This is a genomic window from Desertivirga xinjiangensis (assembly GCF_024436435.1).
In the GTDB taxonomy this organism is placed as follows: Bacteria; Bacteroidota; Bacteroidia; order Sphingobacteriales; family Sphingobacteriaceae; genus Desertivirga; species Desertivirga xinjiangensis.
In genome coordinates this window covers 1-24,780 of the sequence record NZ_JAFMZP010000014.1, presented here as the reverse complement: position 1 = coordinate 24,780, position 24,780 = coordinate 1, and the positions used below count along the sequence as shown (strand labels likewise).

The window sequence follows — 24,780 nt, the reverse complement described above, 5'->3', positions numbered from 1 at the left end:
TAAAGCATGAGCGACGAAAAATACTGGAATTTAATGAGCAGGTATGTCTCCAACGAACTTTCTCTCGAAGAAACAGAGGAATTATTGGAATGGCTGGGTGACGATCCGGTCCGTGCCGAATTGCTCAAAGAGCTTCAGGATACCTGGGACAAGACCAAAAATTATCCGGAAAATTTTAAAGTAGATACCAGAGCCGCATGGCAGAAACTCAGAAGTACAATCGCTGTAGAAAAAACAGACGACCAGGTGCGTAGAATTGATTCATTCAGATGGATTAAAATCGCTGCTATGGTTCTGTTGGTATTAACAATTGGTGTTTTAAGCTACAAACAATTATCGACCAGTGGATTAATCGAGGTAGAAACTTTGGCTGGCCAGCACAAGGAATTGATTTTGCCTGATGGTTCGAAAGTGTGGCTCAACAGCAATAGTTCCTTGACTTATGAAGAAAGCTTTAACAGCGACGAGCAAAGGACAGTGAAGTTAACAGGTGAAGGCTTTTTCGAAATTAAAAGGAATCCTGACAAGCCTTTTATAGTTACAACCGGAAGAACCCTTACCCAGGTTTTAGGAACTTCCTTTAATATTAAGCAGGAGGACGAGGGCAATATAAAAGTCTCGGTTGTAACCGGTAAGGTGTCATTTAAGTCGAAAGACAACCCTGTGCAAGAGCTTTTTTTGTTGCCAGGGGATGCCGGTCTGATTACAAAAGAGGGGTACGTGGCGAAAAGTTCATATGAAGATCAAAACTTTCTTTTCTGGAAGAATAAAAGTCTGACTTTTCAAAATTCACCTGTTTCTCAGGTGATTAAAACTCTGGAAGGTGCTTATGAAATAAGCTTCCGACTTGAAAACTCAGCTCTTCTTAATCAAAGGATTACCACTTCGTTTGATAATGCCTCGCTAAATGATGTCAGCGATGTTTTAGAAGCTTTGCTTGATGTAAAAATTGTGAAATCAGATTCTGTCTACCTTGTAAAGAAGAAATAGCAGACAATCAAACTTATTATGAGACGTATTTTAAAAAAGATAATATTCTTTATGGCCATGCTATGTTTTGCCCAAAGCAGTTTTGCGCAGAACAAACTGGCGAAGAAAGTTACAGTAGCCTATAATCAACAAAGACTATCTTATATCCTGGAGGATCTGGGTAAAAGTCATAAACTCAGGTTTTCATATAACAATGCAGATCTGGAACTAAACAAGAAAATAAGCATCCGGCTAAAAGCTCAACCGCTCAGTTCCGTCCTGAATGCACTTTGTATCGAAACGGGTTTGCAGTGGCAGCAAGTAGGAGAGCAGATAATCTTGAAGCCTAATCCAAAGAGAACGGCCGATTCTGAGGAACCGTCCAAGTCTCTCTTTCAAACCATTAGAGGAGTTGTTATTGATAAAGAAAGTAATATGCCGATACCAGGAGTAACCGTTGCGGTTTCCTCCGCCGATAAAAGGACATCCACAAATTCAGAGGGCGAATTTCGTTTCAGAAGTATTCCCGTGGGCAGGCATGAAATTGAATTCTCAGCTTTGGGTTATAAGAAGACGAGTATATCGCAGGTGCTGGTAAGTTCGGGCAAGGAACTTGTTCTAACGATACCATTGACTGAGTCGATAACAGATTTGAATGTGGTTTATGTTAGTGCTAATAAGGATGTTCAACGGCCATTGAATGACATGGCAACGGTAAGCGCCCGTTCTTTCTCAACAGAAGAAACCAGCCGTTATGCAGGGAGTGCATTTGACCCAGCCCGGATGGCTCAAAGCTTTGCGGGAGTAACGGCCGGAAATGATATCAACAATGATATCGTTATTCGCGGAAATTCCTCTAAAGGATTACAATGGCGTTTGGAAGGGATAGAAATTATTAATCCCAATCATTTTGGAGAAGAGGGAAGTTCGGCTGGAGGTATCAGTATGATCAGCTCCGGTATGTTAACCAATTCAGATTTTTTTACAGGAGCCTTCCCGGCAGAATATGGTAATGCACTATCAGGCGTCTTTGACTTGCAATTCCGCAAGGGAAATACAGAGAAAAACGAATATGCTTTTATGGCTGGTTTACTGGGAACTGAGGCGACGGTAGAAGGTCCCTTCAAAAAGGGCGGTAAATCATCGTATTTGATCAATTATCGTTATTCCACACTTGGAATTCTTGAACAATTGGGAATATCGCCGGCTGGTGAGGGTAGAGTGCCTATTTATCAGGATCTGGCGTTTAATCTTAATTTCCCTACAAAAACTGCAGGGACTTTTTCCCTTTTCGGGATAGGAGGGATAAGCAGCCAGAAACAGCAAGCTGAGAGAGACTACACTGTTTGGGAAAGTCTCGACGATAAGTTCGACAGGCGCTTCGGGTACAACTCAGGGAGTGCAGGGCTAAAGCATCTGCTTTCCCTCAATAAAAAAATATATCTGAAAAATATATTGTCTTACTCTGGGAACCGCATTACTGATGATGTAGATTCACTTAGTAACACGTATGAGAAAAGTACCTACGGCCGGGATACTTACATTAATGAGAGCTTCCGGTATTCCGGACTTGTCAATTACAAGGTAAACTCTAAAAATACAGTCAGAGCCGGTATAATTAGCTCACTGCTTACTTTCGACCTTAACTCGCTGGTGTACAAAAAGCAGATTGACAGGCTCAGCAACTTACTTCAAGCTCAGGGTAGCGCCTGGAACCAGGAGTCTTTTGTTCAATGGAAACACCAGTTTAACGATAAGCTCTCTGTCAATTCCGGCTTACATGCCAGTTACTTTAACCTTAGCGAGACTGTGAGCATTGAACCCAGGGCCGGATTGAACTGGTGGATTAAGCCCAATCAGCAGGTTTCCCTCGGGGCCGGAGTGCATAGTCGCCTGGAGCCTATGGCTTTTTATTTTGCCAGGAATGAGCTGCCTGATGGAACAGTTATTGAATCGAACAGAGAGCTATCGCCATCAAAGGCCTTGCATATAGTTGCCGGATATGAAAGAAGCTTCCGTAATCGTATAAAATTTAAAGCCGAAGCTTATTATCAGCATCTCTTTAACGTGCCTGTTTCGAATGATCCGGCGGTTAACTTCTCAACGATAAACAGTGCCGATGCTTACATGATCTATGCCCGTAATTATCGTGCACTCACAAACAAAGGGAAGGGAACAAACACAGGCCTGGAGCTTACCTTAGAGAAGTCATTGAGCCAGGGATATTATTTCCTTATTACATCTTCTCTTTTTGACTCTAAGTTCAGTCCCTTAAGTGGCAAAAAATATAATACGAATTTTAACAGCAATTATGTAGGCAATATTGTTAGCGGAAAGGAATGGAAGACCGGATCCTCAAATAAAAACTTATTTGGAATCAATACAAAGGTTGTATATACAGGTGGCCGTCCTTATACGCCCATTAACCTTGAAGAGTCATTAAGAGAGGATTATCAAACCGTCTTCGAAGATCAAATAAATACTATCAGAACGTCGCCATATTTTAGGTTAGACCTTTCCGTGAACTACCGGATTAACAGGCCAAAGTTAAGTCATGCCATTTTCCTGGATATCCAAAACATTATGAATCGCCGCAACGAACTAGGAGAGTTTTTTAACTCTGATAAAAATAAGATCGAGAAAGCTACCCTGGCGGGAATGATACCTTCTCTTTATTACAGGATAGAATTTTAAATAATTATCATATGAAAAAACAAGTTTTCCATACACTTTTATTACTCTTTATTTCTCTGACTATTACTGCATGCAATAAGAATGGTTTTGGTCCATGCATAAGAGGAAATGATGACGAAGACTCGCAAAGCAGGGCACTGGCAGAGTTTACCAAGATTGATTTTCAGATGGAAGGCAAGTTGATAATTCGTAAGGCACCGGAAAACCGGATTGTCATAGAGGGTAACTCCAACCAGATAGCGGAAGCAAAAAGCCGTGTTGAAGACGGGAAGTTGAAAATTTACAGCGACCGTTGTCTGAAGAATACTGATTTTAAATTCGTGGTGTACACTGATCAATTGGAAGAAATAAGGCTTGCAGGTTCTGGAAATGCCCAAACAGAGGATATCTTTGATGCAGAGAAGCTCAATATAGAGCTTTCCGGATCAGGAAAAATCAGTGTGAAATCGGAAAGTGACTGGGTCACCGCCAAAGTGAGTGGCAGCGGTGATGTTTATATTGAGGGATCTTGTTCTGATTTCGAAGCCCAGATAAGTGGATCAGGAAAGATACATGGCTATCCCCTGGTATCCGAAAAAGCCAGCGTTAATATTTCCGGTTCAGGTAACCTGGAGATCTTTGTAAGCAATGAGCTTAACGCAAATATCAGCGGAAGCGGCGGTGTACGCTACAAAGGCAATCCAGGCAAAGTCAATTCGTCAATAAGCGGATCCGGCAAAATTGTGGGTGTAGAATAGCGATTACTTTCCTGGTGCTTCAATTTTCAATTTAATAAATTTATAACCTAACAATCCTTCCATATTACTGCCCTGGATGAGAACAGTGTAGTATCCAGGCTTATCTGCCGAATAAAAGTTTGTACTGGCAGTTCCGTTATTATCCACGTAGATATGAGGCTGCCAGTAAACGGTTGAGCGATAATCAGGCGTTTTAACGACGTTTGAGGAATTATAGCGCGGCTGATAAAATTGTCGGGCGGTGGTTATAGGTATTGGCCTGTATGTGGCTATCCCCGGGGTCGTTTTGAAAAATATTCCATTACCAGAGCGAGTGGTGATTTCCAAATATGCAGTGTTAGGAAATCCCATTAGCTCGGTCGATGTCAGGAATTCAGAATCGTACCTGCTGGTATTGCCCATATTATACATTACCTCTATCCCGGTGATCTCACTCGGCGAAAGCGACGAAAATGCAGAGTTTATGTACTCATAATATTGATTGTATCCTGACGAATCAGTAGGCTCGTAAAACCGGTTCAGGTCTATTCCATCTACTATGAACCGCACACGTTTATCGTAAACATAAAAGAATTGATTGCCCGTTTTGTTGGTCTTTATCATAAAGCCTTTAACTTGTTTCTGCAACAGGTCTAGCACAGAATAAGTCGGGGATTTGCTGATCTGTTCGAGGTCTATGATCTGGTCAGCTTCACCGGCACCATTGAGATTTTTGGAGTTTTTTATGGCTCTTTTGGCTGTGATGATCACATCCTTAAGCATATTGGGGCCATTTAGCTTTTCAATATATTCTTTATAATCTTTTCTGTTTTTTATAACATTTGAGGTAGTGCTGTCCATATTAACATACCATGGAATTAAAGGAGGCTCGGTAGAAACAAAGGGCTTCGCAGGTTTAAAGCCGTCCATTTCAAGCCCCACATTAAAGCTTTTTCCGCGGGTGTTTCTCGCCTGTACGAAAAATGAAACGGTATCAACAGGTGGGAAATTTGCAAACGAGAAACGTCCCGCATTATTGGTAACAGTGTCTCTTATCAGACGGAGCTTGCCGCTGGCAAACAAAAGAACTTTAGAGTTCGAAACGGGCTTATTAAAAGCGTTAAGAACTTTACCACTTACAGCCAGACCTGGTTCAGGAGTAAAGACCGGCGTATTTTTGCCTTTAAATATTTCGTTCCAGTTATAGCCAACCCATCCCTGCGTCAGTAGCAACACGTCAAGAGCGTGATGGGCTTGCGGGCTTCCCGTAAAATAATATGCTGGCTTCTCTATGGCACCTTTTAGTTCAGAAGAAAGGTAAAACTGGCTTAAAATATTATTCTCGAGCGTGTCGATATTTACCTGCGAGTCGTCAGTAACAGATAAGGAAAAGCTGCCTTGTACAGGTTTACCAGCCATATCAGAAACCTGCAGGTTAAGTGCTATACTATCTCTGGTTTTGTAACTTGCCTTTGCTGAACCGATATTGATATTGAGTTTAGTTTTATGGTCAATGTAAACCAGCCTCTCCGCAACAGCCTGATCCTTGTCGTTAAATACAGTAAAATGGGCAACCCCAGTCGGAAAAGACAGCTTTGACACCAGGCCGCTTACCCTTTGTTTGTTCGCGGCAAAATTGGCCCCGTAATACATATGCCCTCGTGAGAAGCCAGTAAGCCGGTAAGTCTTGTTATCAAGTAAGTCGGCACTTAAAAAAACGGCCACCCGTACGGAGTCAGACTCTGCCCGGTTCAAAACTTTAATTGTGATCCCCGAAGGATTGATCGCAGGTAAAGCATACAATTTAGTAGCGCCATTTGCCAGTGTTAATTTTGCTGAATAGGTTTCATTCGCCTGTGGGGCAATATCAAACGCGCCCATGCCATTATGTAAACTTTCAAAACTGAGAATTTCGTTATTCTTACTGTCAACAATGGTTCCCTTGACAGGTGTGCTTTTACCATTAGGAAGGACAGCTTTGAAAGCCACTTTAGAAGGTAGTCCGGCTACCAGGTGACCTCCTTCAGGCATAAATTGCAGATCTATGTCTTCGGGTTCAAAGACGTTTAGCGGAATGACCACTTTTTGTTTAGGATCTTTCTTGTCCTGCGCAATTATAGTTAAGGTGTTCCCGGTTTTTGCGGGGGCGATGAACTTACCTTCAATGCTGCTGGTGAGTGTTTCATCGGTGCTTTTCGAGAGCGTTTTACGTCCATCCAATACACGCCATTGTATTTCTTTGAAGCCGATAGCCTCATTGTTTTGTTTTTTGAATTGCAATCCAAACGACACTTGCTTTTTTCCGTCGCTTAATGCTGAACTATGCCGTGCTGTAACCAGCCATTGCTCTTCACCGGCACTCGCTATGTAAAAGCGTTTTTTAAAGAAGGTATCTTCTCCGAAATTCTGCATCCAGTTAGTGTATGCACGTAAATAATAGGCACCCTCGCTGATCGTCTCGTCGAGGATAATTTGTCCCCAGGTTAGACCAAACGCTGCCGGTACACATATCCTTTGAGCCACCACACCACTATCAGAGATAAGCTCCAGGTAAACCAGTCCGCTGCGGCTGGAGTAAGCGCCTGTCTGCGCATCCAGGAGATAGCCCTTGAACCACAGTGTATCTCCTGATATATAACCGGGCTTGTCGGTATGGATAAATAGCTTCTCGGCAGGCAGCTTTTTGCTAAATGTATCCAGCGCCGCAACAAGTCGCTGCATGTCAGGAACAGTGTTTGATGCGCTTGTTTGAGCTCTTGCAGAAAAAGAATATATTAGAAGAAAGAAGCTGACAAATAAGAATCTGATAGAAACAGAAGCGTGCGGTAATGCTGTCATGTTATGTGATAAAGGCCTTTATTAAGAGCTGATTATGTTTAGGTTATTCCTCCTCAAATCTAATTCAGTGAAAGCAGTTTTGCAAGAAGAATCGAACGGCCGGCACAGGTGGCACTAATCAGAAATCACAAAACAAAAAAGGATGCTACCTTAAAGAAAGATAACATCCTTACAGAAATTAAGGGGATCAATTAGAACGGGTAGCCAATGGCCAGGTTAAATACCAGGTTTTCTTTACGCCAATCTCTGCTAAAGTCAATATCGTTAAATACCCAGCGTTCGCCTTTTGGGAGCCATGGTTTTCGGATAGGAAAAGCCAGGTCAGTACGCAATACAAAGAAAGACAGATCGAAGCGTAAACCAACTCCGGTACCTACAGCCAGTTCACTTAAGAATTCTTTGCTAAAAGTGGCGCCGGGCTGTGGGTTTTGAGGGTCCTCATTCAGCAACCAGATATTCCCGGCATCAATAAATAAGGCACCGCGGAGAATATTATTAAACTTAGGGCGGTACTCTGTGTTAAATTCCAGTTTGATGTCACCGGTTCTATCAGGAGCGATGGCATTCCTATCCACTACCGGGTTTGTTGTTCCGGGGCCCAATGACCTTGCCCTAAAGGCCCGTAAGCTATTGGTTCCACCGATAAAGAACTGCTTTATAAAAGGTAAAGATGATGAATTACCATAAGCCAGCCCATAGCCTGTAATCAGCCTGCTTGCTATCTGGCTTCCATAACCAAGATTAAAATAATGTCTGAAATCATTTTCTATCTTAACATACTGGGAAAAACGAGCACCTAAAAATTGCACGGTATCGCCATCCTTGTAATTGGCACCCATTGCCAGTCCGAGGATATTACCCGACAGATCAATGTTGAAGTTTTCATAGAAGGTATTCTTCTTTCTTGTCTCAACGGTATTGGTGTAAAGGAAATTGTAATTAGGACCGATGATAAACTGTTTTTCAATGGCCTTGGCGAATGTACTTCCCGGAGTGGCCAGCGCACTGTACGCCGGCGTTACATTGGCCGGTTGCACGTAATTGACTGCAAATATGTTTAGCTGATGCTCACGTTTAACATCCTCTTTCCATACATATCCAAATGAAGTGCGGAAAGAATTAAGCGCATAACTTTCCCTGCGGTTTAAAAAATCGTAACCCAGCATGATCTTGGTCCGGGGAATAAAAGCACTTGAGGCGTTAAATTTAAAAGGGCTTATCAATTTTGGGATGTTCAAATTTGCCTCAGCTCCAAAACGTAATAAATTATTGCCCTGGTTCACGCCAGACACTTGTATATCTGTTCCTGCGTAGGCGTTTATTGTTAACAGCTCTGCCCCTCTGAAAGCATTTCTGTTTCGCCAGCTAATGTTGATCTCCGTCCCATTAAAGTTTGCAGAAGTATTTCTTCCCAACAGCTCGGCTCGTAATGACTTTTTGGGATAGGGAGACAGGTAATAATAGGTATCTAACTTATTATCTTCAGAATCCGCAGTCTCGACAAACTTATTTTTTACAAATTTGAAGGTGCCTAAATTCACCAGGCGGTTCAAAGACATGTTATGATCCGTTCGATTGTAAATATCTCCTTTATGAAAGAACATCGTGCGTTCAAAAACCTGTGGTTTGAAGAGATTAGTGCTGTCTACCACAATAAAGTCTTTGTAAGGCTTCCCATAGTCAACACTCAAAGAGTCGTCAGCAAGATTATAGTTCGGATAGATGTATATATTTTCGATGTTAAAAACTTGTTTCGCCTTTTCGGGCATAGACTCTTTTACATTAACAACCAGATCAACTTTCTGCTGGTTATTACTACTGTCTACCTGTATAAGTATATGGTCAGGGCTAAAATAGTAGAAACCTTTTTCTTTTAACCGGTTATCAATGCGAGTTCGTTCGGATTTGATAACATCGAGGTCATAAGACTCCCCAACTTTTAAAAAGCTTCTCCGGGAGGTTCTCACAAGTGCCTTGCCTAATGATGAACTGTCAGTGGCAAAACGTACGCTGTTGATCATATATTGAGGGCCGGGGATGGCAGTATATGTTAGGCTAGCTGTCTTTTTCTTCACCGAGCTGTCGGCTGTAACTTCTGCGCGAAAATATCCGCGGTTTTCCAGCCGGTTCTGCACAAGATCTCGATTGTAGTCTACCTTAACAGAGCTAAACAATACCGGGGGCTGCCCGAATTTGTTTCGGATCTTATTCCCGAGTCCTTTTTCCTTTTTAGGATTTCCGAAAGAGTTATAGATCCATAATTTAAAAGGGATTCCTAAAAACCTTGAATTTGGCCTGGGCCGTAAAACTCCTTCCAGCTCTCCTGAGAGAGCTTTAGATTCCCTTTTTTTAATGTTTTTATCCTCAATTTTTACACTTGCACCGGTATAAAGATAGTCGCCTTCAGGCACATATTTGGTGCTGCTGCACGCTGCGACAATTAACGTGGGAATTAAAATAAAGTATATAGATCTTTTACTCATCTGCTGCAAGTTTTCTTTCTGCCTTTTCTTTGTCGCGGCGTTGTTTTTCTTCTTCGGATTTACGTGCCAGTATTTCTTTAAACTGATTGTAATCCAGGTTAATAATGAATCCGAGGCCGGTTTCAATAACTTGTCCTTCCACAGCTACCTGATACTGGTTTTTGCGGTATGCTCTTAGCATATAGCGTCCATCTTTAGATAACTGATAATCCACGGCTAAATCTCCGGCTACATTATTCGAAGTCTGTCTGGGTTGGCGAGGACCTTCGAGTTCGAAATTACTGCCGATGGAAACCTTAATCCGATCATTCATTAAACGTTTTGATGCGGTGACATTTAAGTCTGTCCGGTTTTTCAGTTGTCCGGTGGTATAGTCATCGGTAGACTCAAGATTGAAATTAAGGTCTACTCCTCCAATTAAGCCGCCGGCAACATCGTTTAATTGATCGTTCAGCAGTTTGCTAACACTTTGCCTGGCCAATGATTCAGGACTGGTACCGCCGGCACTGCTGCTGAATGGATTATCGGAAATAAAGCGGTTCAATAACACAAGTGCAAAAGCTTGTTTATTCAATTCGGACGGCTCTGTCTTAAGCTGGTCGAGCCGGGTGTTAACTGTTGTTATTACCGTACTGGATACGTTGTAATTTCTTTCCGGAAGGTCAATGTCAAACGAAATCACGGGTTTCATCAATTCGCCTTTCAGATTGAGAAGAAGCTCAAATGGAAGACGTTGTTTATACATGTTAACCTCAGAAGCTGTTGATGAACCCAACTGATTTGCTACCAGGTCGATCGGGGCCGTTTCAGCAACATAAACGGCCGTCACATCAATATCTGCAAGCATAGGATCGCCAGTCCAGGTAATTGTGCTGCCTTTTCTGATGTCGAATCTCCTTTGTATAAAGTTAAACGATAATTCATATGCTCCCTCGTCCAGAACATAGTTTCCTGTCAGTGTTATTTTTCCGCTTGGGTCTATACCTGCGTTGAGTTGCGCCTGGCCTCTTACTTCCAGAAAATCTCCCGTACCCTGATCCACAATAATGCTGAACTCAGCCTCTTTATCCACTTCAATATTGGCGTTTACATTCATACCTGTCAAAGCTGAGTTTTCGATGGTGTCTGGAGCAGAAGTAAGAGCAGTATTATTTTCAGGGTTATTTAGATCTACGAATTCAACAATTCCTTCACGTTCTTCCAATCCCGGATCACTTTGCGGAAGTACGAGAGTGAATTTAGTACCCTTAAGCACCTTCAGGTTACCATCAACTTCCGGCTGCGCCATATCTCCCCGGATTCTAAGACGGGTGTTTATAAAGAGTTGACCGTAATACATTTCATTGTCTTGGGCAGTCGAGCTTAGTACTTGAAAGTTGTCGGCGCTTACGTCTAAGTTGAAACGATAGTCAAGGTAATTGGATGTAAGTAGCGACCCATCTACGGCGAGGGTGTTCCCTGCAGAGTCGGTAAGGGTAAATGTGTTAAAGCGAATTCCTTCGTCATTAAAAGTAAGACGTTCATCTTTGATCGTATAAAGCGAATTCAAAACTCCAACTCTAAACGCTGCATTATTGAAATTGACATCACCGTTTACATTAGGGTCGGATGTAGTTCCATTGACATTTAATCTTCCGTTTATACTTCCGCTCGCATCTTTTATTCCGCCCATTGTGAAGCCCTGGATACTTTTTAAATTAAGATTAGCGATATCTAAAATAAGATCGAAGCTGCTGTTGTTAGTATAGTAGAACCCATTTAAATTGACTTCATTACCCTGACCAGTAATAGACATATTAGCCGCAAGGGTATTTGCCCGTTCGTTATTTACTTTTAGTGCTATATTACCCACCGTGTCGCCCATATAATTGAAATCACCGACGGTAAGGTCAGACGTAAAAATAGCGCTGGTCTGTAAATTTCTAACCAGTGCATTGCCGTTTATGGTACCTCCAACCAGGAGCGAGTCTTTCCGGGCTATTTCTGTTAAGGTTTCAATTTTGAAGTTGGTGAATTTTACCTCAAGAGGATTATTGAGACCGGGTGGGGTGGTATTTAAAGACAGCTGCTGGCCTTCGCTTGACAAGGTGAAGTTTTGCGCCATGATACCTGCACTTCCAAAACGAATAAAATTGTCAGAACTCACTGTCCAGGGCTGATAGTTTAGCACCACACCGTCCGTGTTCAGGCTGAACTCATAGCTGGAGTCATTAGCTTTTAATGCACCTGCAAGTAAATAGTGCTGTTTGTTCTTAGCATCCTTCACCTCCAGTCGTGTGCTGAGAATGTTATTCTGTACATTCCCGGTAACTGAGGTATTTAAAAGTTTAAACTGTGAAGCGTTCAGTTGATTGAGCGCCAGAGAGTAATTGATAGCATCGTTGGCTGTGTTTACCTTCAAAACCAGATTATTAAGGTCGTAACTTCCATAAACAATTCTTGGTGCAGTGGCATTAGCGTTGAGCTGACCGGTTCTGCCATCGAAACTGCCGCTAAGGTTTACAGTAGCCATTTCTTTTATGTCTGGGACAAATTGAGAGAGAAGTGGCGCATTTATTACTTGTGCGGTAAATGTTAAATGCTGATCCGGCACGGTAGGCGCTTTTACTGCTCCGGTAGAGTAGTATTTGTTGATCACCGACTGGATGGCCGGTGCTAATTGAGTAAGTTTATATTTCCCGGATACATTAGCGTTAATTACTTCCGACCGCAATTTTAAGCTGTTGCTATCTGCCGAAGCCATAGACGTAACATCCACCGAATCGAGTTGAATCCGTTGTCCCGAACGCACAATTATCGCGTCTGTAAGCTGGATATTTCCGTTCAGGTAGTCTACATCTGCCGTGGAAAGGTCTGCAACCAATTTTCCGCGGAAGCGAAAATCATCGGCCATGAAATTTAGCTTTTGAAGATTAACACTGTCCATGTCGAGGGTTAGATCAACGGCAGGATATTTTTTATTGAGATTAGCTTTTGCATTGAGATCAAAAGCAATGTTAGGATCAGACATGTTGGCCACTGCTGCAATAGAACCATTCCGGGCTGTACCCTTCATTGAAAGGTTGCGATAATTGTAGCCGTTGTATTGGGCTTGAATTACTTTACCGCTAAATGCTCCGTTTATCTTCTTCGGATCGGTGCCGCTGGCGTTTACTTTAGCCACCAGGGAAACTTTCCCCATTGTCTTTTCCTGTCCGATTATCCGGCCTACATTTAAGCTATATGCTTTGACATCTGCTTTATATCGCATAGTCTTCCCATTCTGAACAAAAGCAACAGCTTTAGCACTCCCATCTGTAGAGTTTAAGTTCAGATTAGTATTAAAGCTACTTATACTACCCTTGAAGGTCCCGTTTAAGCGTAACGCATCAGGTATTCGAATGTTGGCGGGTATTGCCCCGGCCGGAGCAAGGGCATAAATATCACGGCTCCTGGTATTAAAGTTTTTGATGTTCAGATCAAAGAAGGCTTTATTCATATCGGGTAATCCAGTGATCTTAGCCGAAGCATTCAGGCTGGTATTGCCAAAACCAGAAATTTGGAGAGAAGGAATAGATAAGTTCTTTAGTTGTCCGTTTACCCTGCCATTAATATTAAGAACTTCATGAGAGTGGCTCTTAAATGGTTCAGTGGCTGCAAGGCCTGGTACAAACACCAGAACGTCTCGTAAGCCTAAGCGACTATTATCCAGATTGGCATTAACCCTTAGATCGCCTGGATTATTTGTCAGGCTTTCAATGGAATTGTATCCGAGTTGAATCTCATTCCTAATGAGCGTCTGACTGGTCTGAACATAAAGATCCTTCAAATAGGCCTGATTTTTACCATAAAAGAAAGAGGTGCTAAGCCGACGGAGGTCAAAGCCACTTTTTTCTTTCATACTGCCGGATTTGATATTGCCGGAAATAGTGTCCTGAGCATACACTAGATCTGCCAATGAAAGGCTAAGGTTTTGAATATTCAAGTGCCCATAGTCCATTCCCCGGCGTTGGACCGGCATGTTTTGATCATCGAAACGAAGATTGTTATTGTTCAGATTAATGTTAGATGACGTAAACTTCCATACATCTGCCTGAGCTGAAACCTCTTCCTTTGCTTCTTTCTTAACAATTTTAGCTTGTTCTTTTTTTCCTAGTGTGATATGAAAAGAGGAGTTGTCAAGATTCAGGTCGTTCAGACTAATTGCCTTGTTTTTCATATCCAACTTATCCGTTTCAACATTTAGAACCCCTAGATTAACGTCTGCTTTAAGTGCAGACACGTCATTCTGGTAACTAACTTTGACACGGTCTATCTCCGCACTGCCCAGATGAAAGTCGAGATCTAAAGGTTGCTGACTTTCTACAATATTCGCACTTTCTGAGTCTGCCTTTACAGCAGGTTTGCCCTGGATAACTACCGCGTTCACATTAGAGAGCTTAAATTTCGGAATATTATATCTCATGCTGTCGAGGTTAAATTCCTTGATCCGGGTATCGAAGTGTCCTAGATAGATGCTGACGTCATTAGCAGTAGGGGCATCCTTATATTTTATCCTAATCCTGTCCAGATTTACTTTGTCGATCGAGAACTTCATGGGCGCGGCAGCAGTATCTACCGGAGCCGGTTTCTTCTGTTCGCTTACGAATGCATTAATGATGTAATCAAAATTAAAAACACTATCAGGAGTACGCTGAATGTTCCCTGTAATGCCTCGAAGATCTATTTCATTGATCTCGACAGTGTTTTGCATCAGTTTTAGAAGACTGATATCAACTTTTAGTGTATCACCTGCCAGTAAGGTATCTCCTTTTTGATCTTCAAAATAAATGTCCTCTAAAACAATTAGCTTCGGCAGATCGAGGCTAAGCCGGTTTATTTCAACTTTAGTACCGATTTTATTTTCCAAAAAGCTGACAGCTTTTCCCCTGGCAAAGTTCTGAACTGCGGGTACTCTAATGAGTACAAAAAGCAGGAGTATAAGGAAGACAATAGTTCCTAATATCCAAAGTATGATTTTTAGTGAGAGTATACCGTAATTTTTCAAGCAAATAAGGATTAACTCCTTATAAATTGCTTAATGCGGGAAAATGTTTGAATTTTAACGTTTTTTGCGTATTGGTGTTTCGGAACAAAACTAGTTGCATAGATTGAACTGTTATTCTGCTACCAAATCTATTTTTAAAAAATCTACGGACAGAGTCTGGTAGTATTATAATCCTTAAAACAGGGCTAAGCGATATAGCTTTCTAATATCTTAAACCCACTGGTAGTTTGCATCTCCACTTTTCCTGCAGTAGCAGGGATCAATATACTATCTCCCATTTTTACCTTAAGCTTAGTATCATCGCACTCTAAGATGTATTCACCATCCACGCAGACATGAATTACGAAAGAATCCTTAGCTGAATAATCGCGCTCAGTTGCTTCGGTAAACTCAAGGATGTTAGTAGTAAAGTATTCACAAGTAACCACTTCTACAGGTTCATTTACCTTTTTTTGATATAACGATTTATATTCCGGATATACGTTGTAGTCGATAGCTGCTAAGGCTTCCTGGGTATGCAATTCACGTTTATTGCCCTTGTCGTCCACGCGGTCAAAGTCGTATATCCGGTAAGTAATATCCGATGTTTGCTGTATCTCAGCAATTAACAAGCCTTTGCCGATAGTATGCACCCGTCCTGCCGGCAAGAAAAAAACATCGCCCGCTGTCACCTCTTCTTTATTAAGGATGTCGTTTATTTTTCCAGTGTTTAACTTCTCCAGATAGGTATTCTCATCCGTTTGTTGGTTAAAACCAGAGATCAATGTCGCTCCTTCATCAGCCTGAATAACATACCACATTTCTGTTTTGCCAAAAGAATTATGGCGTTCTTTGGCTAACTTATCATCCGGGTGAACCTGTATAGACAGGTCGTCATTAGCGTCAATAAACTTAACTAAGAGCGGAAACTCGTCTCCAAATCTTTCATAAACTTTTTGACCTAGCAATTCAGATTTAAAACTAGTTAACAAAGCATCCAGGCTCTTTCCGGCTAATGATCCATTCTCTACAACAGATACATCACTTTTAACCCCGGAAATTTCCCAGGTTTCTCCGCAATTTGGAAGAGGAGAAAAATCCTTTCCCAGATAAGTGTTTATTTTTTCGCCGCCCCAGATCTTATCTTTATAAATAGTTTTAAACTTTAAAGGATAGAGAGTTGACATGTCTTTTTTTGTGGCAAATATATATTTTAAAAACAAAAGAACAAGCAGGAACGCACGATTAAACATTGCTAAATCGTTTCGCTTAAGTTATCTCTACTGATTTATTTGTTTAATAAACGCTTGAAGAATGAGCCTGCTTTGTTTACCACATTAATCTTTTCCGATAGACTATCCATAAGACTTGTATCCATCGACGGAGAGGGTCCCATATCGAGTGTCAGGTCTAGTTGTTTAGGATAAAGGAGAATAAAACTGTTGCTATTAAAATAATTGATAAGGTAATATGGCAATCGATCTAACTGGGGGCTAAACGACCTATGATCTTTGCGGGATGTAACGATAAGAAACAGATCGTTGGGCTTTAGTTCACGGGTAAAGATGAGAAAGTCTTCCCACTCATTAAAAGGAAAAAATGAAGCTTTGAGACGTCCATCCAATTGGCTTTCCAGCTCTTCAATGGTTTCTTCATGCGCATAAAAGATGATTGGCAGCCCCGATTCTTTGCTAATAGTGGTAAGCTTGGTAAGCCAGTGAAGAAAGCCAGGTTCATGTTCAGCCTGAGGTGGAACTACCACCATCATTCGCTTCAAAGTGTTAAATGGCTGTACGGATTTATAGATGAAGATGGTTTCAAGGGTACGCTTTAAGATTGTTTGGGCAACAGGTCCGAAGAAATCCTCAAGCCCGGCATTCTTATGTAGACCAATCAATACATCGGTGATGCGCTGTTCTTTTATGGTATAGATAATACCGTTGGCAATATTAACATCAAAGCGAGTCAATGGAATGATGGTATTTTCGGTTGCAGACGCATGTTTAAGAGCCTTATCCATCATCTTTTTTCCGGTAGCATGCATTTTGCCGTCATCAATGCCATCGCTGACAATATGTAATCCATAAACTGGAATTTGGCTTTTCTTTGGTTTTAGCATCAATCCAAAATCGACAAGCTCAGATACGGTGTCAGGATAGGCAAGTGAGATGAGTATCTTTTCATCGTTGTCGTTATTCTTTATGCTTTCACTTTCCTCTTTTAAAGCAATTTTTTGCGACGCTTTTTCAACTACAAAGGAACTGATGGTACAAGTGATGAGAATCATTAAAATCGCTCCGTTAAGAACATCCTCACTAAGTAACCTGATGGGATCTCCAGTGGGAGTTTCAGCGAGAATGATGTTATATCCCACTAACACAACAGCCAATGTTGCACCTACACGGGCATTACTCAGTCCGAAGATCAGTTGTCTTTCATTAACTGAAAGTTTGAACGACTTCTGCGTAAACCATGCGGCCATAAATTTTGAGATTATTGCGAGTGAAATCATTACAGCTGCAACTGTTATTGCACCCCATCCCTTAAATAAAACACTCACATCGACGAGCATACCTACGCTTATGAGGAAAAAAGGTATAAAGAATGCATTTCCAACAAAGTCTATCCTGTTCATCAAGGGTGATAAGTGCGGAATAAATCGATTCAAAGCCAGCCCCGATAAGAATGCACCGATAATTGCTTCCAAACCTGCTACTTCTGCAAGAAAGGCTCCTAAAAAGACGATAGCCAATACAAAAATGTATTGGGAAATATTATCATCGAACCTTTTGAAGAACCAACGGGCAATGAGCGGAAAAATATAAAAAATGACAAACCCAAAGACGATACAGCCGATAACAAGTTGTATCCAGAAAGCTGGACCAATGTCTCCTTTGGTCATCCCAGTTACTATAGCCAGCACCAAAAGCGACAAAATATCGGTGATTATCGTTCCGCCAATACTCATTGTAACGGCCCTGATACGAGATATGCCATACTTGCTTACAATGGGGTAAGCAAGCAGCGTATGTGACGAAAGCATACTTCCTAGCAATATAGCAGATGGAATACTGAAGCCGAGGACATAGTAGGCTGCAAAGCTTCCCAACAGGATCGGGATCAAAAATGTAAACAGTCCGAAAACGAAGCTTTTAACACGTGTTTTTTTAAACTCTTCTATATCGATTTCAAGTCCCGCCATAAACATGATGTATAAAAGGCCAACAGTGCCAAATAACACAATGCTACTATCACGAGCTAAAAGATTTAAGCCATATGGCCCGATGATTACACCAGAAAGAATAACACCGATGATATGTGGAACTTTAATCTTATTGAAAAGTATAGGGGCAAAAAGAATGATAAAAAGTACCAGTGAGAAAATAACCACAGGATTTTTTAAAGGAAGGGAGAGGTCCAGATCTGATAGTAAAATCATTTGTTTTTCTTTTTAAACTTGCTACTTCGTCATTTCTAGTTCATACAGAATTCTGCAATTTTGACGTTGTATAATGCGCTGTCCTTCCATTCTATTTTTACTGATCAACTTTAATTGTACCGCCATTTTTGCCTGGGGGGGCATTCCGGTTTCATCCTGCTGCGCAGTCAGGTCAAGTGTCTTTCCATTATATTTTCCTGAATATATCCTTACCAGCTTGTCGTTCACTATCACTTTCGAGAGAAAACTTCCATTCTGGTAGGTGATGTTCCATGTTTCATTTTTAACATCTCCGATAGCTGACCCCGCGCAATCGGTTTCTGTACAACGCATGGTAACAGTCCAGCTTCCTATAATTAATGGACTATAAGCTGCTGAATCAACAAGATTAATTTTCGATGTGTCTAAGAGGCGCTCTCGTGTCAAAATGTTCTGTTCTTTCAGCGCGAGTTCTTTTTCTTTTAACAGTAATTTCTGCTCTTTCTCAACTAGTTCAAGCTCTCTTTTTCGTAATTTCTGTTCACGATCGTTGCAAGCGGAGAAGCCTAAGAGAGAAAGTAGAGAAAATGCTAAAAGATACTTCATAGATAAAAAGATTTGTGTCAATTCTAAATCTGGCAATTAGCCAATATTTTAAAAATAGTGAAGCTAGCTGATAAATCAATGAAACAAACCGTATTTTTCTCGATTAAGTTTTTTAAGGCATAAAAAAACCCCGCTTTACAGCGAGGTATTTCTGTTCTAAAAAGATATTAATAGCCTAATTTGGCTTTTAAATTCTGGTCGATAGCCTCAAGGAATTCTTCAGTGTACAAATAGTCTGTACCATGCTCTACCTTAGCTTTTATCGAAATAGCTAAATCCTTGGTCATCTTGCCGCTTTCTACAGTTTCGATACAAACCGCTTCTAACTTATGGCAGAAATCGATCAGCTCCTGGTTGCCGTCTAATTTACCACGGAACTCCAAACCTCTTGTCCAAGCGAAAATAGACGCAATAGGGTTCGTAGAAGTCGGACGTCCTTTTTGATGCTCGCGGTAGTGACGGGTTACAGTTCCATGAGCAGCTTCAGCTTCCATCACTGTACCATCTGGAGTAACTAACGTGGAAGTCATTAATCCTAATGAACCAAAACCTTGTGCTACAGTATCCGACTGAACATCTCCATCATAGTTTTTACAAGCCCATACGAAGTTACCATTCCATTTAAGAGCGGACGCAACCATGTCATCGATTAAGCGGTGCTCATACACGATACCTGCGGCTTCGAACTTGGTTTTGTAATCTGACTGATAGATCTCTTCGAAAATATCTTTGAAACGACCATCATATTTTTTCAGGATGGTGTTTTTAGTAGAAAGGTATAACGGCCAGCCTTTTTGCAATGCTGTGTTGAAGCAAGAGTGAGCAAAACCTTTGATAGATTCGTCAGTATTATACATTGCCAAGGCGACTCCGTCACCTTTAAAGTTAAATACTTCAAAGGATTGCTCTTCTCCGCCGTCTTCAGGAGTAAAAGTGATCTTTAACTTGCCTTTTCCTTTGGTAACGAAATCTGTTGCGCGATACTGATCACCGAATGCATGACGGCCAATGCAGATAGGAGCAGTCCAGTTAGGTACCAAACGGGGAACGTTGCTCATTACAATTGGTTCGCGAAAAACAGTTCCATCAAGAATATTCCGGATAGTTCCGTTTGGTGATTTCCACATTTGCTTCAGACCAAACTCCTCAACACGGGCTTCATCCGGAGTGATAGTTGCACATTTGATACCAACACCATATTGCTTAATAGCGTTTGCAGCATCAACAGTAACCTGATCATTAGTCTCATCCCGATATTCGATACCTAAGTCATAGTATTTAATATCTAGTTCCAGGTAAGGAAGAATAAGTTTGTCTTTAATAAACTTCCAGATGATGCGGGTCATTTCATCACCATCCAGCTCTACAACCGGATTTGCTACTTTGATTTTTTGTATTGACATGTTTGTTTTTAGTTTTTGTATTTATTTGAGCCGCCCAAAGATATAAAATTTGCAAAAACAGAAGGATCCTGATTGAATTTCAAAAGTGTGCACAGTGTAAAAACATTTCTAAGCTCTTTTTTCTTTTATAGTAGTATTAAAAACAAATCCAATGACACAGAAAAATTCGTTTTATCCAGGTTTCAACGATGAGAACCTGGATAGAGATAAAAGAATGAAAGATGAACTGGGAGCAGAAGTGAATAAAGAAGATCTGTCGTTTAACGAAGAAGAGGATAGCTTTGAGTTGGATGTGGATAGTAAAGATGAAGATTACGATCATCCGGATCCCTACAGAACTTCTGTAAGGAACGGAAGTGATTTTGACTCTGATTTCGATGAAGCTAATCTGACGGTTGGCGATGAATATCACCGGCCAAATGATTCGCCTGAAGTTTCCGACCCTATTAGCTCAGAATTTGGTATGCACATAGATAGCGGAAAAATCGTGGAATTAGATCCGGTGGATGAAGCGCTGGCTCATACTCCGGAAGACGACCGGGATGATCTGGATGAAGAAGGATACCCGAAGAACGATGCATCCGGGGACACCGACGAGCGTGACTTCCTGAAATAGAGGTGTAGTTTATCAACTAGACACTATTCTATATTCAAATTAAACCTCCGTCTGAAATCTTCCAGACTGGGGTTTTTTTCTGCCATATGCTGATATTTCTCGGAAGAGGTGTAAAGCTTTCTCTTATCAGTTTTCTCTACCTGGCGAGTGATAATATCTATCCCAAAGTTTTTAAGTTTCACTCTTAGGTAGTTCAACAAGTCGACCCTTTCAACACTTAATTGTGTTTCCTGGATTTTGTTCTCAATAATAACTTCCACCTGATAGTTGTCAAGCAGAGAGGGCGAATTGGCTGTCATTAACGTGAAAAGGTTAATTTTACCGGCACGCTTAATATCTTCGGCATACTTATTCCATTCCTGCAAAAATTGATCGGCGCTGAAATGTTCCCGGCTATCCCCTGAAACATATTTTGGCCCTTCGTCTTCCTGAACAGCCGAAACGCTGCCGGATAAATCATTTAAGTTAGGAATGATAGAAGCCGAAGCTGTCAGGGGCTTAATGGAAATCCTGGGTCTTTCTGCAACAGGAGCAGGAGCCGCTGCAGGCATTGACTGCGCTTGTGGCTGTTTTATCTCGGCAGTTGCGACCGGTTTCGCTGGAGCCGGTTGAGCTAAAGAAGCAAGATCCGTTGATGCTGCAGGTTCAGGCTTTATTGAGGTATCAGGTTTTTTTTTTACCGCTTCAGAAGAAATTGAAGAGGTTAAATTTAACGCTGATGGTATGTGGCATATTTTTATGAGAGCCAGCTCCACCTGCAACCTCTGGTTTTTACTATTTTTGTAATTGAGGTCGCATTGATTAGCAATGTTTAGCCCCGAAAGTAAAAACGAAGCAGATGCTGCCCTAGATTGCTCCAGATATTTTTGCCTTATACCCTCACTTACCTCCAGCAGCTTTAGCGTGGAAGGATCTTTTCCCACAAGGAGATTTCTGAAATGTGAGGCAAGACCTGCAATGAAGTTGTTTCCGTCAAATCCGTTCGAGAGGATATCATCAAACACCAAAAGAGTTCCAGCAATGTCCTCCTTCAAAAGGGCATCGGTAAGTTTGAAATAATAATCGTAATCAAGAATGTTTAAGTTGTCGATTACTGCCTTGTACGTAACGTTTCTATTCGAGAAACTTACGATCTGATCGAACATTGACAATGCATCCCGTAATCCACCATCTGCTTTCTGAGCAATGAGATGCAAACCATCATTATCATAGCTAATACTTTCTTTTTTAGAGATAGAAGCCAGGTGATTTGCCATGTCCTCCACTCGTATCCGGTTAAAGTCAAAAATCTGACAACGGGAAAGAATCGTAGGAAGTATTTTATGTTTTTCAGTGGTTGCAAGAATAAAGATCGCATAAGAAGGAGGCTCTTCCAATGTTTTCAGGAACGCGTTGAAAGCGGACTGAGAAAGCATGTGAACCTCATCTATAATATAGATCTTATATTTGCCGGTTTGAGGTGGTATTCTAACCTGCTCAATTAAGCTACGAATATCATCTACCGAATTATTGGAGGCAGCATCCAGCTCGTGGATACTAAAAGAGTTTCCGTTTGCAAAGGAGCGGCAAGACTCACATTCGCCACAAGCTTCAATCTCCGGACTTAGGTTCTGGCAATTGATTGTCTTGGCAAGAATACGGGCACAGGTTGTTTTTCCGACACCCCTGGGGCCGCAAAATAAGAAAGCCTGGGCAAGTTGATTGTTTTTGATGGCATTCTTTAACGTGTTGGTAATGTGCTGTTGCCCAACTACGCTTTCAAACGTAGCCGGCCTGTATTTCCTCGCCGACACTATAAAATTATCCATCGGCACGAAAATAGAAAGAAGATGTGAAATTGGGAAATGAAGATTTGAGATTCGTTATATTCTGAATATTATTAATCTTTGGATAAATGTTTAAGTAATGAGAGCTGCGCTGATCGATCTTCATTCACATTCAGACAAACGGCAGCGAGGAGCTAAGGTGGTTTATAATGTGATAATTCCCCCGGAGGGATGTATGGCTTTGGAAAAGGGCAGTTTTGAAGATTGGATATCTGTGGGTATACATCCCTGGTTTATCAACGATACTAATACAAAAGCACAATTAGCAAAGCTAAAAGAAGTTGCAGGTAGCGCTAATGTTAAACTGATAGGGGAGTGCGGCCTTGATCGCTTGCGAGGGCCTTCTTTAGAACTGCAGCAACTAGTGTTAGAAGAGCAAATAAATATTGCAGAGAATGCGAGGAAACCTCTGCTTATACATTGTGTAAGATGTTTTAATGAACTGATCCTTATTAAAAGGCGGCTTAATCCTTCCGTTCCGCTAATAGTGCATGGCTTTAATAATAATGAAGATATTTTGAAACAATTGCTTTTGCATGGTTTCTACCTTTCTTTCGGAGCAGCTTTACTTAATAACAGATCAAATGCATTTAAACTATTAAACACTGTTCCGGATGACCGGTTCTTCCTCGAAACCGATGATAAAGACATCCCTGTTAAAAAGATCTATAAGGTTGCTGCCGAAATTAAAAATATTCCTGTCTATACATTGAAAGACATTATTTTTGCGAATTGTATGAGTTTAGTTGAAGGCGTCTAAAGCCTTCATGATTTTAATTTTTTATTGTAATGTCTGATTTAGCTTGGCTGTCGCGTTCTGCCTTATTAGTAGGTGAAGATGGTATTGACAAATTGCAGAAGGCTCACGTGTTAGTTGTTGGCCTCGGTGGTGTGGGATCTTTTGCTGCGGAATTTATCTGCAGAGCGGGAGTCGGTGAAATGACAATAGTGGATGGCGATGTGGTTGATCCTTCAAACCGCAACCGGCAACTGCCTGCATTGGCCACAAATCATGGGGAAGCAAAAGCCAATATTATGGCAGAACGGCTTTTGGCAATAAACCCTGATCTGAAACTTAATGTAATTAAAGATTTTTTAACTCCTGAAAAATGCCGCGAGATCCTGCAATCGCAGTTTGACTATGTTGTAGATTGTATTGATAGTATCAGTCCCAAGGTTACTTTACTGTCGGTAGCCTATCATAGCGGACAGCGTGTGGTGAGTTCTATGGGAGCAGGAGGGAAATTTGACCCATCTTTGCTTCGGGTAACTGATCTATTTGATACCTATCAATGTCGGTTCGCCGAATATGTGCGCAAGAGGACAAAACGATTAGGTGTGAGCAATGGAATCAAAGCTGTATTCTCACTGGAAGAGGTGCGCCTAGATTCTTTAATTATGACAGATGGCAGTAATTATAAGCGTTCAGCTTATGGAACGATATCTTACCTCCCGGCAGCCTTTGGCGGCATGTGCGCCTCCATTGTGATACGCGACCTGCTTTCAGTACCAGTGACTCTGGAAGAACGGCCGAAAAGAATCCAGGTGAAAAGGATTTCGAAGAGAAAGAGGAGCGTTGTAGCTTAATGCTTGTATTTTAATAACTCCTTTAGAAGCCTTTTCCTACCCTGCTCCTATACGGTGTTCGCAATGCTACTGACCTCCCCAGCTTGCTCTCTGATCTCCCTGTGAGCTTCCAACGGATTTCCGCAAGGAGGTCGCAGGGCTTGATCTGGCAGGCCAGGGAGATCAGTGGGAGGTCAGTAGGAGATTCCTTGCAGATCGAACTGTGCCTAGGAGAGGACTAGGAGCACTACCCCGCAGGTTGGCATTTCTTTAGCCGTGTCCTTCATGTCAAATCTCGTCTCACAGATTTTTGAACGCTGACACACTTAATTGAACATTACCTCAAAATTCGCTAGTGTTCTTCGGCAAATGTACCGGAAGTCTTGCGGACAGCTTCGTAAAAGATTATCCCCAGGTAGCGGAAGGCTTCGGGGTTTCTTCGGGAAGTGTTCGGGAAAACCTACCCTTTCTTCGGGAAGTGTTCGGGAGGGCTTCGGAAAAAAGCGAAGCCGCTTCGGGAAACCTTCGGAAATTGTCGAAGCGCCCGGCTCCATTTCCCAAAGCAGGGGCGCCCCCTTTCGGTCTCTTTCCGGGCCTCTTGCCAGAGACTTGCCAAATGCCTTATACGGAAAAAGCTTTA

At 41.6% G+C, this 24,780-nt stretch carries 15 protein-coding genes; 6 read left to right on the top strand and 9 right to left on the bottom strand.

The genetic code is table 11. The annotated features are described in order from the left end of the window. Positions 1-6 precede the first annotated feature (6 nt). The 3 genes from J3P37_RS21910 to J3P37_RS21900 are packed head-to-tail and all read left to right on the top strand — an operon-like array spanning position 7 to position 4,400. Positions 7-990 (top strand): FecR family protein, encoded by a 984-nt coding sequence (locus J3P37_RS21910; protein ID WP_256014039.1) that lies wholly within the window; start codon positions 7-9, stop codon positions 988-990. 18 nt (positions 991-1,008) lie between these two features. Beyond that, a complete protein-coding gene (locus J3P37_RS21905) occupies positions 1,009-3,663 on the top strand; it encodes a TonB-dependent receptor (RefSeq protein ID WP_256014037.1) in 2,655 nt (884 codons plus the stop codon). 11 nt (positions 3,664-3,674) lie between these two features. Next, positions 3,675-4,400: a head GIN domain-containing protein gene (locus J3P37_RS21900; RefSeq protein WP_256014035.1), complete on the top strand. Its 726-nt coding sequence runs from the start codon at positions 3,675-3,677 to the stop codon at positions 4,398-4,400. A gap of 3 nt (positions 4,401-4,403) precedes the next feature. On the opposite strand, the gene J3P37_RS21895 is transcribed toward J3P37_RS21900, so the two are convergent. The 7 genes from J3P37_RS21895 to J3P37_RS21865 form a co-directional block, all read right to left on the bottom strand. After that, on the bottom strand, positions 4,404-7,217 hold the full coding sequence (locus J3P37_RS21895) for a TonB-dependent receptor plug domain-containing protein (RefSeq protein WP_256014033.1): 2,814 nt from the start codon (positions 7,215-7,217) through the stop codon (positions 4,404-4,406). A gap of 191 nt (positions 7,218-7,408) precedes the next feature. After that, the gene (gene tamL, locus J3P37_RS21890; protein WP_256014031.1) at positions 7,409-9,700 is read right to left on the bottom strand and encodes a translocation and assembly module lipoprotein TamL; all 2,292 of its coding nucleotides are present in this window, start codon (positions 9,698-9,700) and stop codon (positions 7,409-7,411) included. Then, a complete protein-coding gene (locus tag J3P37_RS21885) occupies positions 9,693-14,726 on the bottom strand; it encodes a translocation/assembly module TamB domain-containing protein (protein ID WP_256014029.1) in 5,034 nt (1,677 codons plus the stop codon). The genes tamL and J3P37_RS21885 overlap by 8 nt, the downstream gene beginning before the upstream one ends. Before the next feature lie 185 nt (positions 14,727-14,911). After that, positions 14,912-15,892, bottom strand: a complete 981-nt coding sequence (locus J3P37_RS21880; protein ID WP_256014026.1) for a type I phosphomannose isomerase catalytic subunit — start codon at positions 15,890-15,892, stop codon at positions 14,912-14,914. Between the two features lie 101 nt (positions 15,893-15,993). Then, positions 15,994-18,144 carry a cation:proton antiporter gene (locus J3P37_RS21875; protein WP_256014023.1) on the bottom strand — a complete coding sequence of 717 codons (2,151 nt, stop codon included), beginning with the start codon at positions 18,142-18,144 and terminating at the stop codon, positions 15,994-15,996. A gap of 21 nt (positions 18,145-18,165) precedes the next feature. Further along, positions 18,166-18,729 (bottom strand): hypothetical protein, encoded by a 564-nt coding sequence (locus J3P37_RS21870; RefSeq protein WP_256014020.1) that lies wholly within the window; start codon positions 18,727-18,729, stop codon positions 18,166-18,168. Between the two features lie 167 nt (positions 18,730-18,896). Continuing rightward, on the bottom strand, positions 18,897-20,132 hold the full coding sequence (locus tag J3P37_RS21865) for an isocitrate dehydrogenase (NADP(+)) (RefSeq protein WP_256014017.1): 1,236 nt from the start codon (positions 20,130-20,132) through the stop codon (positions 18,897-18,899). 151 nt (positions 20,133-20,283) lie between these two features. Here J3P37_RS21865 and J3P37_RS21860 point away from each other — a divergent pair, with 151 nt between their 5' ends. Then, on the top strand, positions 20,284-20,748 hold the full coding sequence (locus J3P37_RS21860) for a hypothetical protein (RefSeq protein ID WP_256014014.1): 465 nt from the start codon (positions 20,284-20,286) through the stop codon (positions 20,746-20,748). 23 nt (positions 20,749-20,771) lie between these two features. Here J3P37_RS21860 and J3P37_RS21855 read toward each other — a convergent pair whose 3' ends face one another. Then, positions 20,772-22,556, bottom strand: coding sequence for a DNA polymerase III subunit gamma/tau (locus J3P37_RS21855; RefSeq protein WP_256014012.1), 1,785 nt, complete (start codon positions 22,554-22,556; stop codon positions 20,772-20,774). A 97-nt stretch (positions 22,557-22,653) separates the two neighbouring features. On the opposite strand from J3P37_RS21855, the gene J3P37_RS21850 reads away from it, so the two are divergent. Together J3P37_RS21850 and J3P37_RS21845 are read left to right on the top strand one after the other, a co-directional pair. Continuing rightward, positions 22,654-23,334 (top strand): TatD family hydrolase, encoded by a 681-nt coding sequence (locus tag J3P37_RS21850; protein ID WP_256014010.1) that lies wholly within the window; start codon positions 22,654-22,656, stop codon positions 23,332-23,334. Positions 23,335-23,363: 29 nt separating this feature from the next. Then, positions 23,364-24,161: a tRNA threonylcarbamoyladenosine dehydratase gene (locus J3P37_RS21845; RefSeq protein WP_256014007.1), complete on the top strand. Its 798-nt coding sequence runs from the start codon at positions 23,364-23,366 to the stop codon at positions 24,159-24,161. A 305-nt stretch (positions 24,162-24,466) separates the two neighbouring features. Here J3P37_RS21845 and J3P37_RS21840 read toward each other — a convergent pair. Continuing rightward, positions 24,467-24,780 (bottom strand): hypothetical protein (locus J3P37_RS21840; RefSeq protein ID WP_256014004.1); only part of this gene is annotated, 314 nt, incomplete at its 5' end.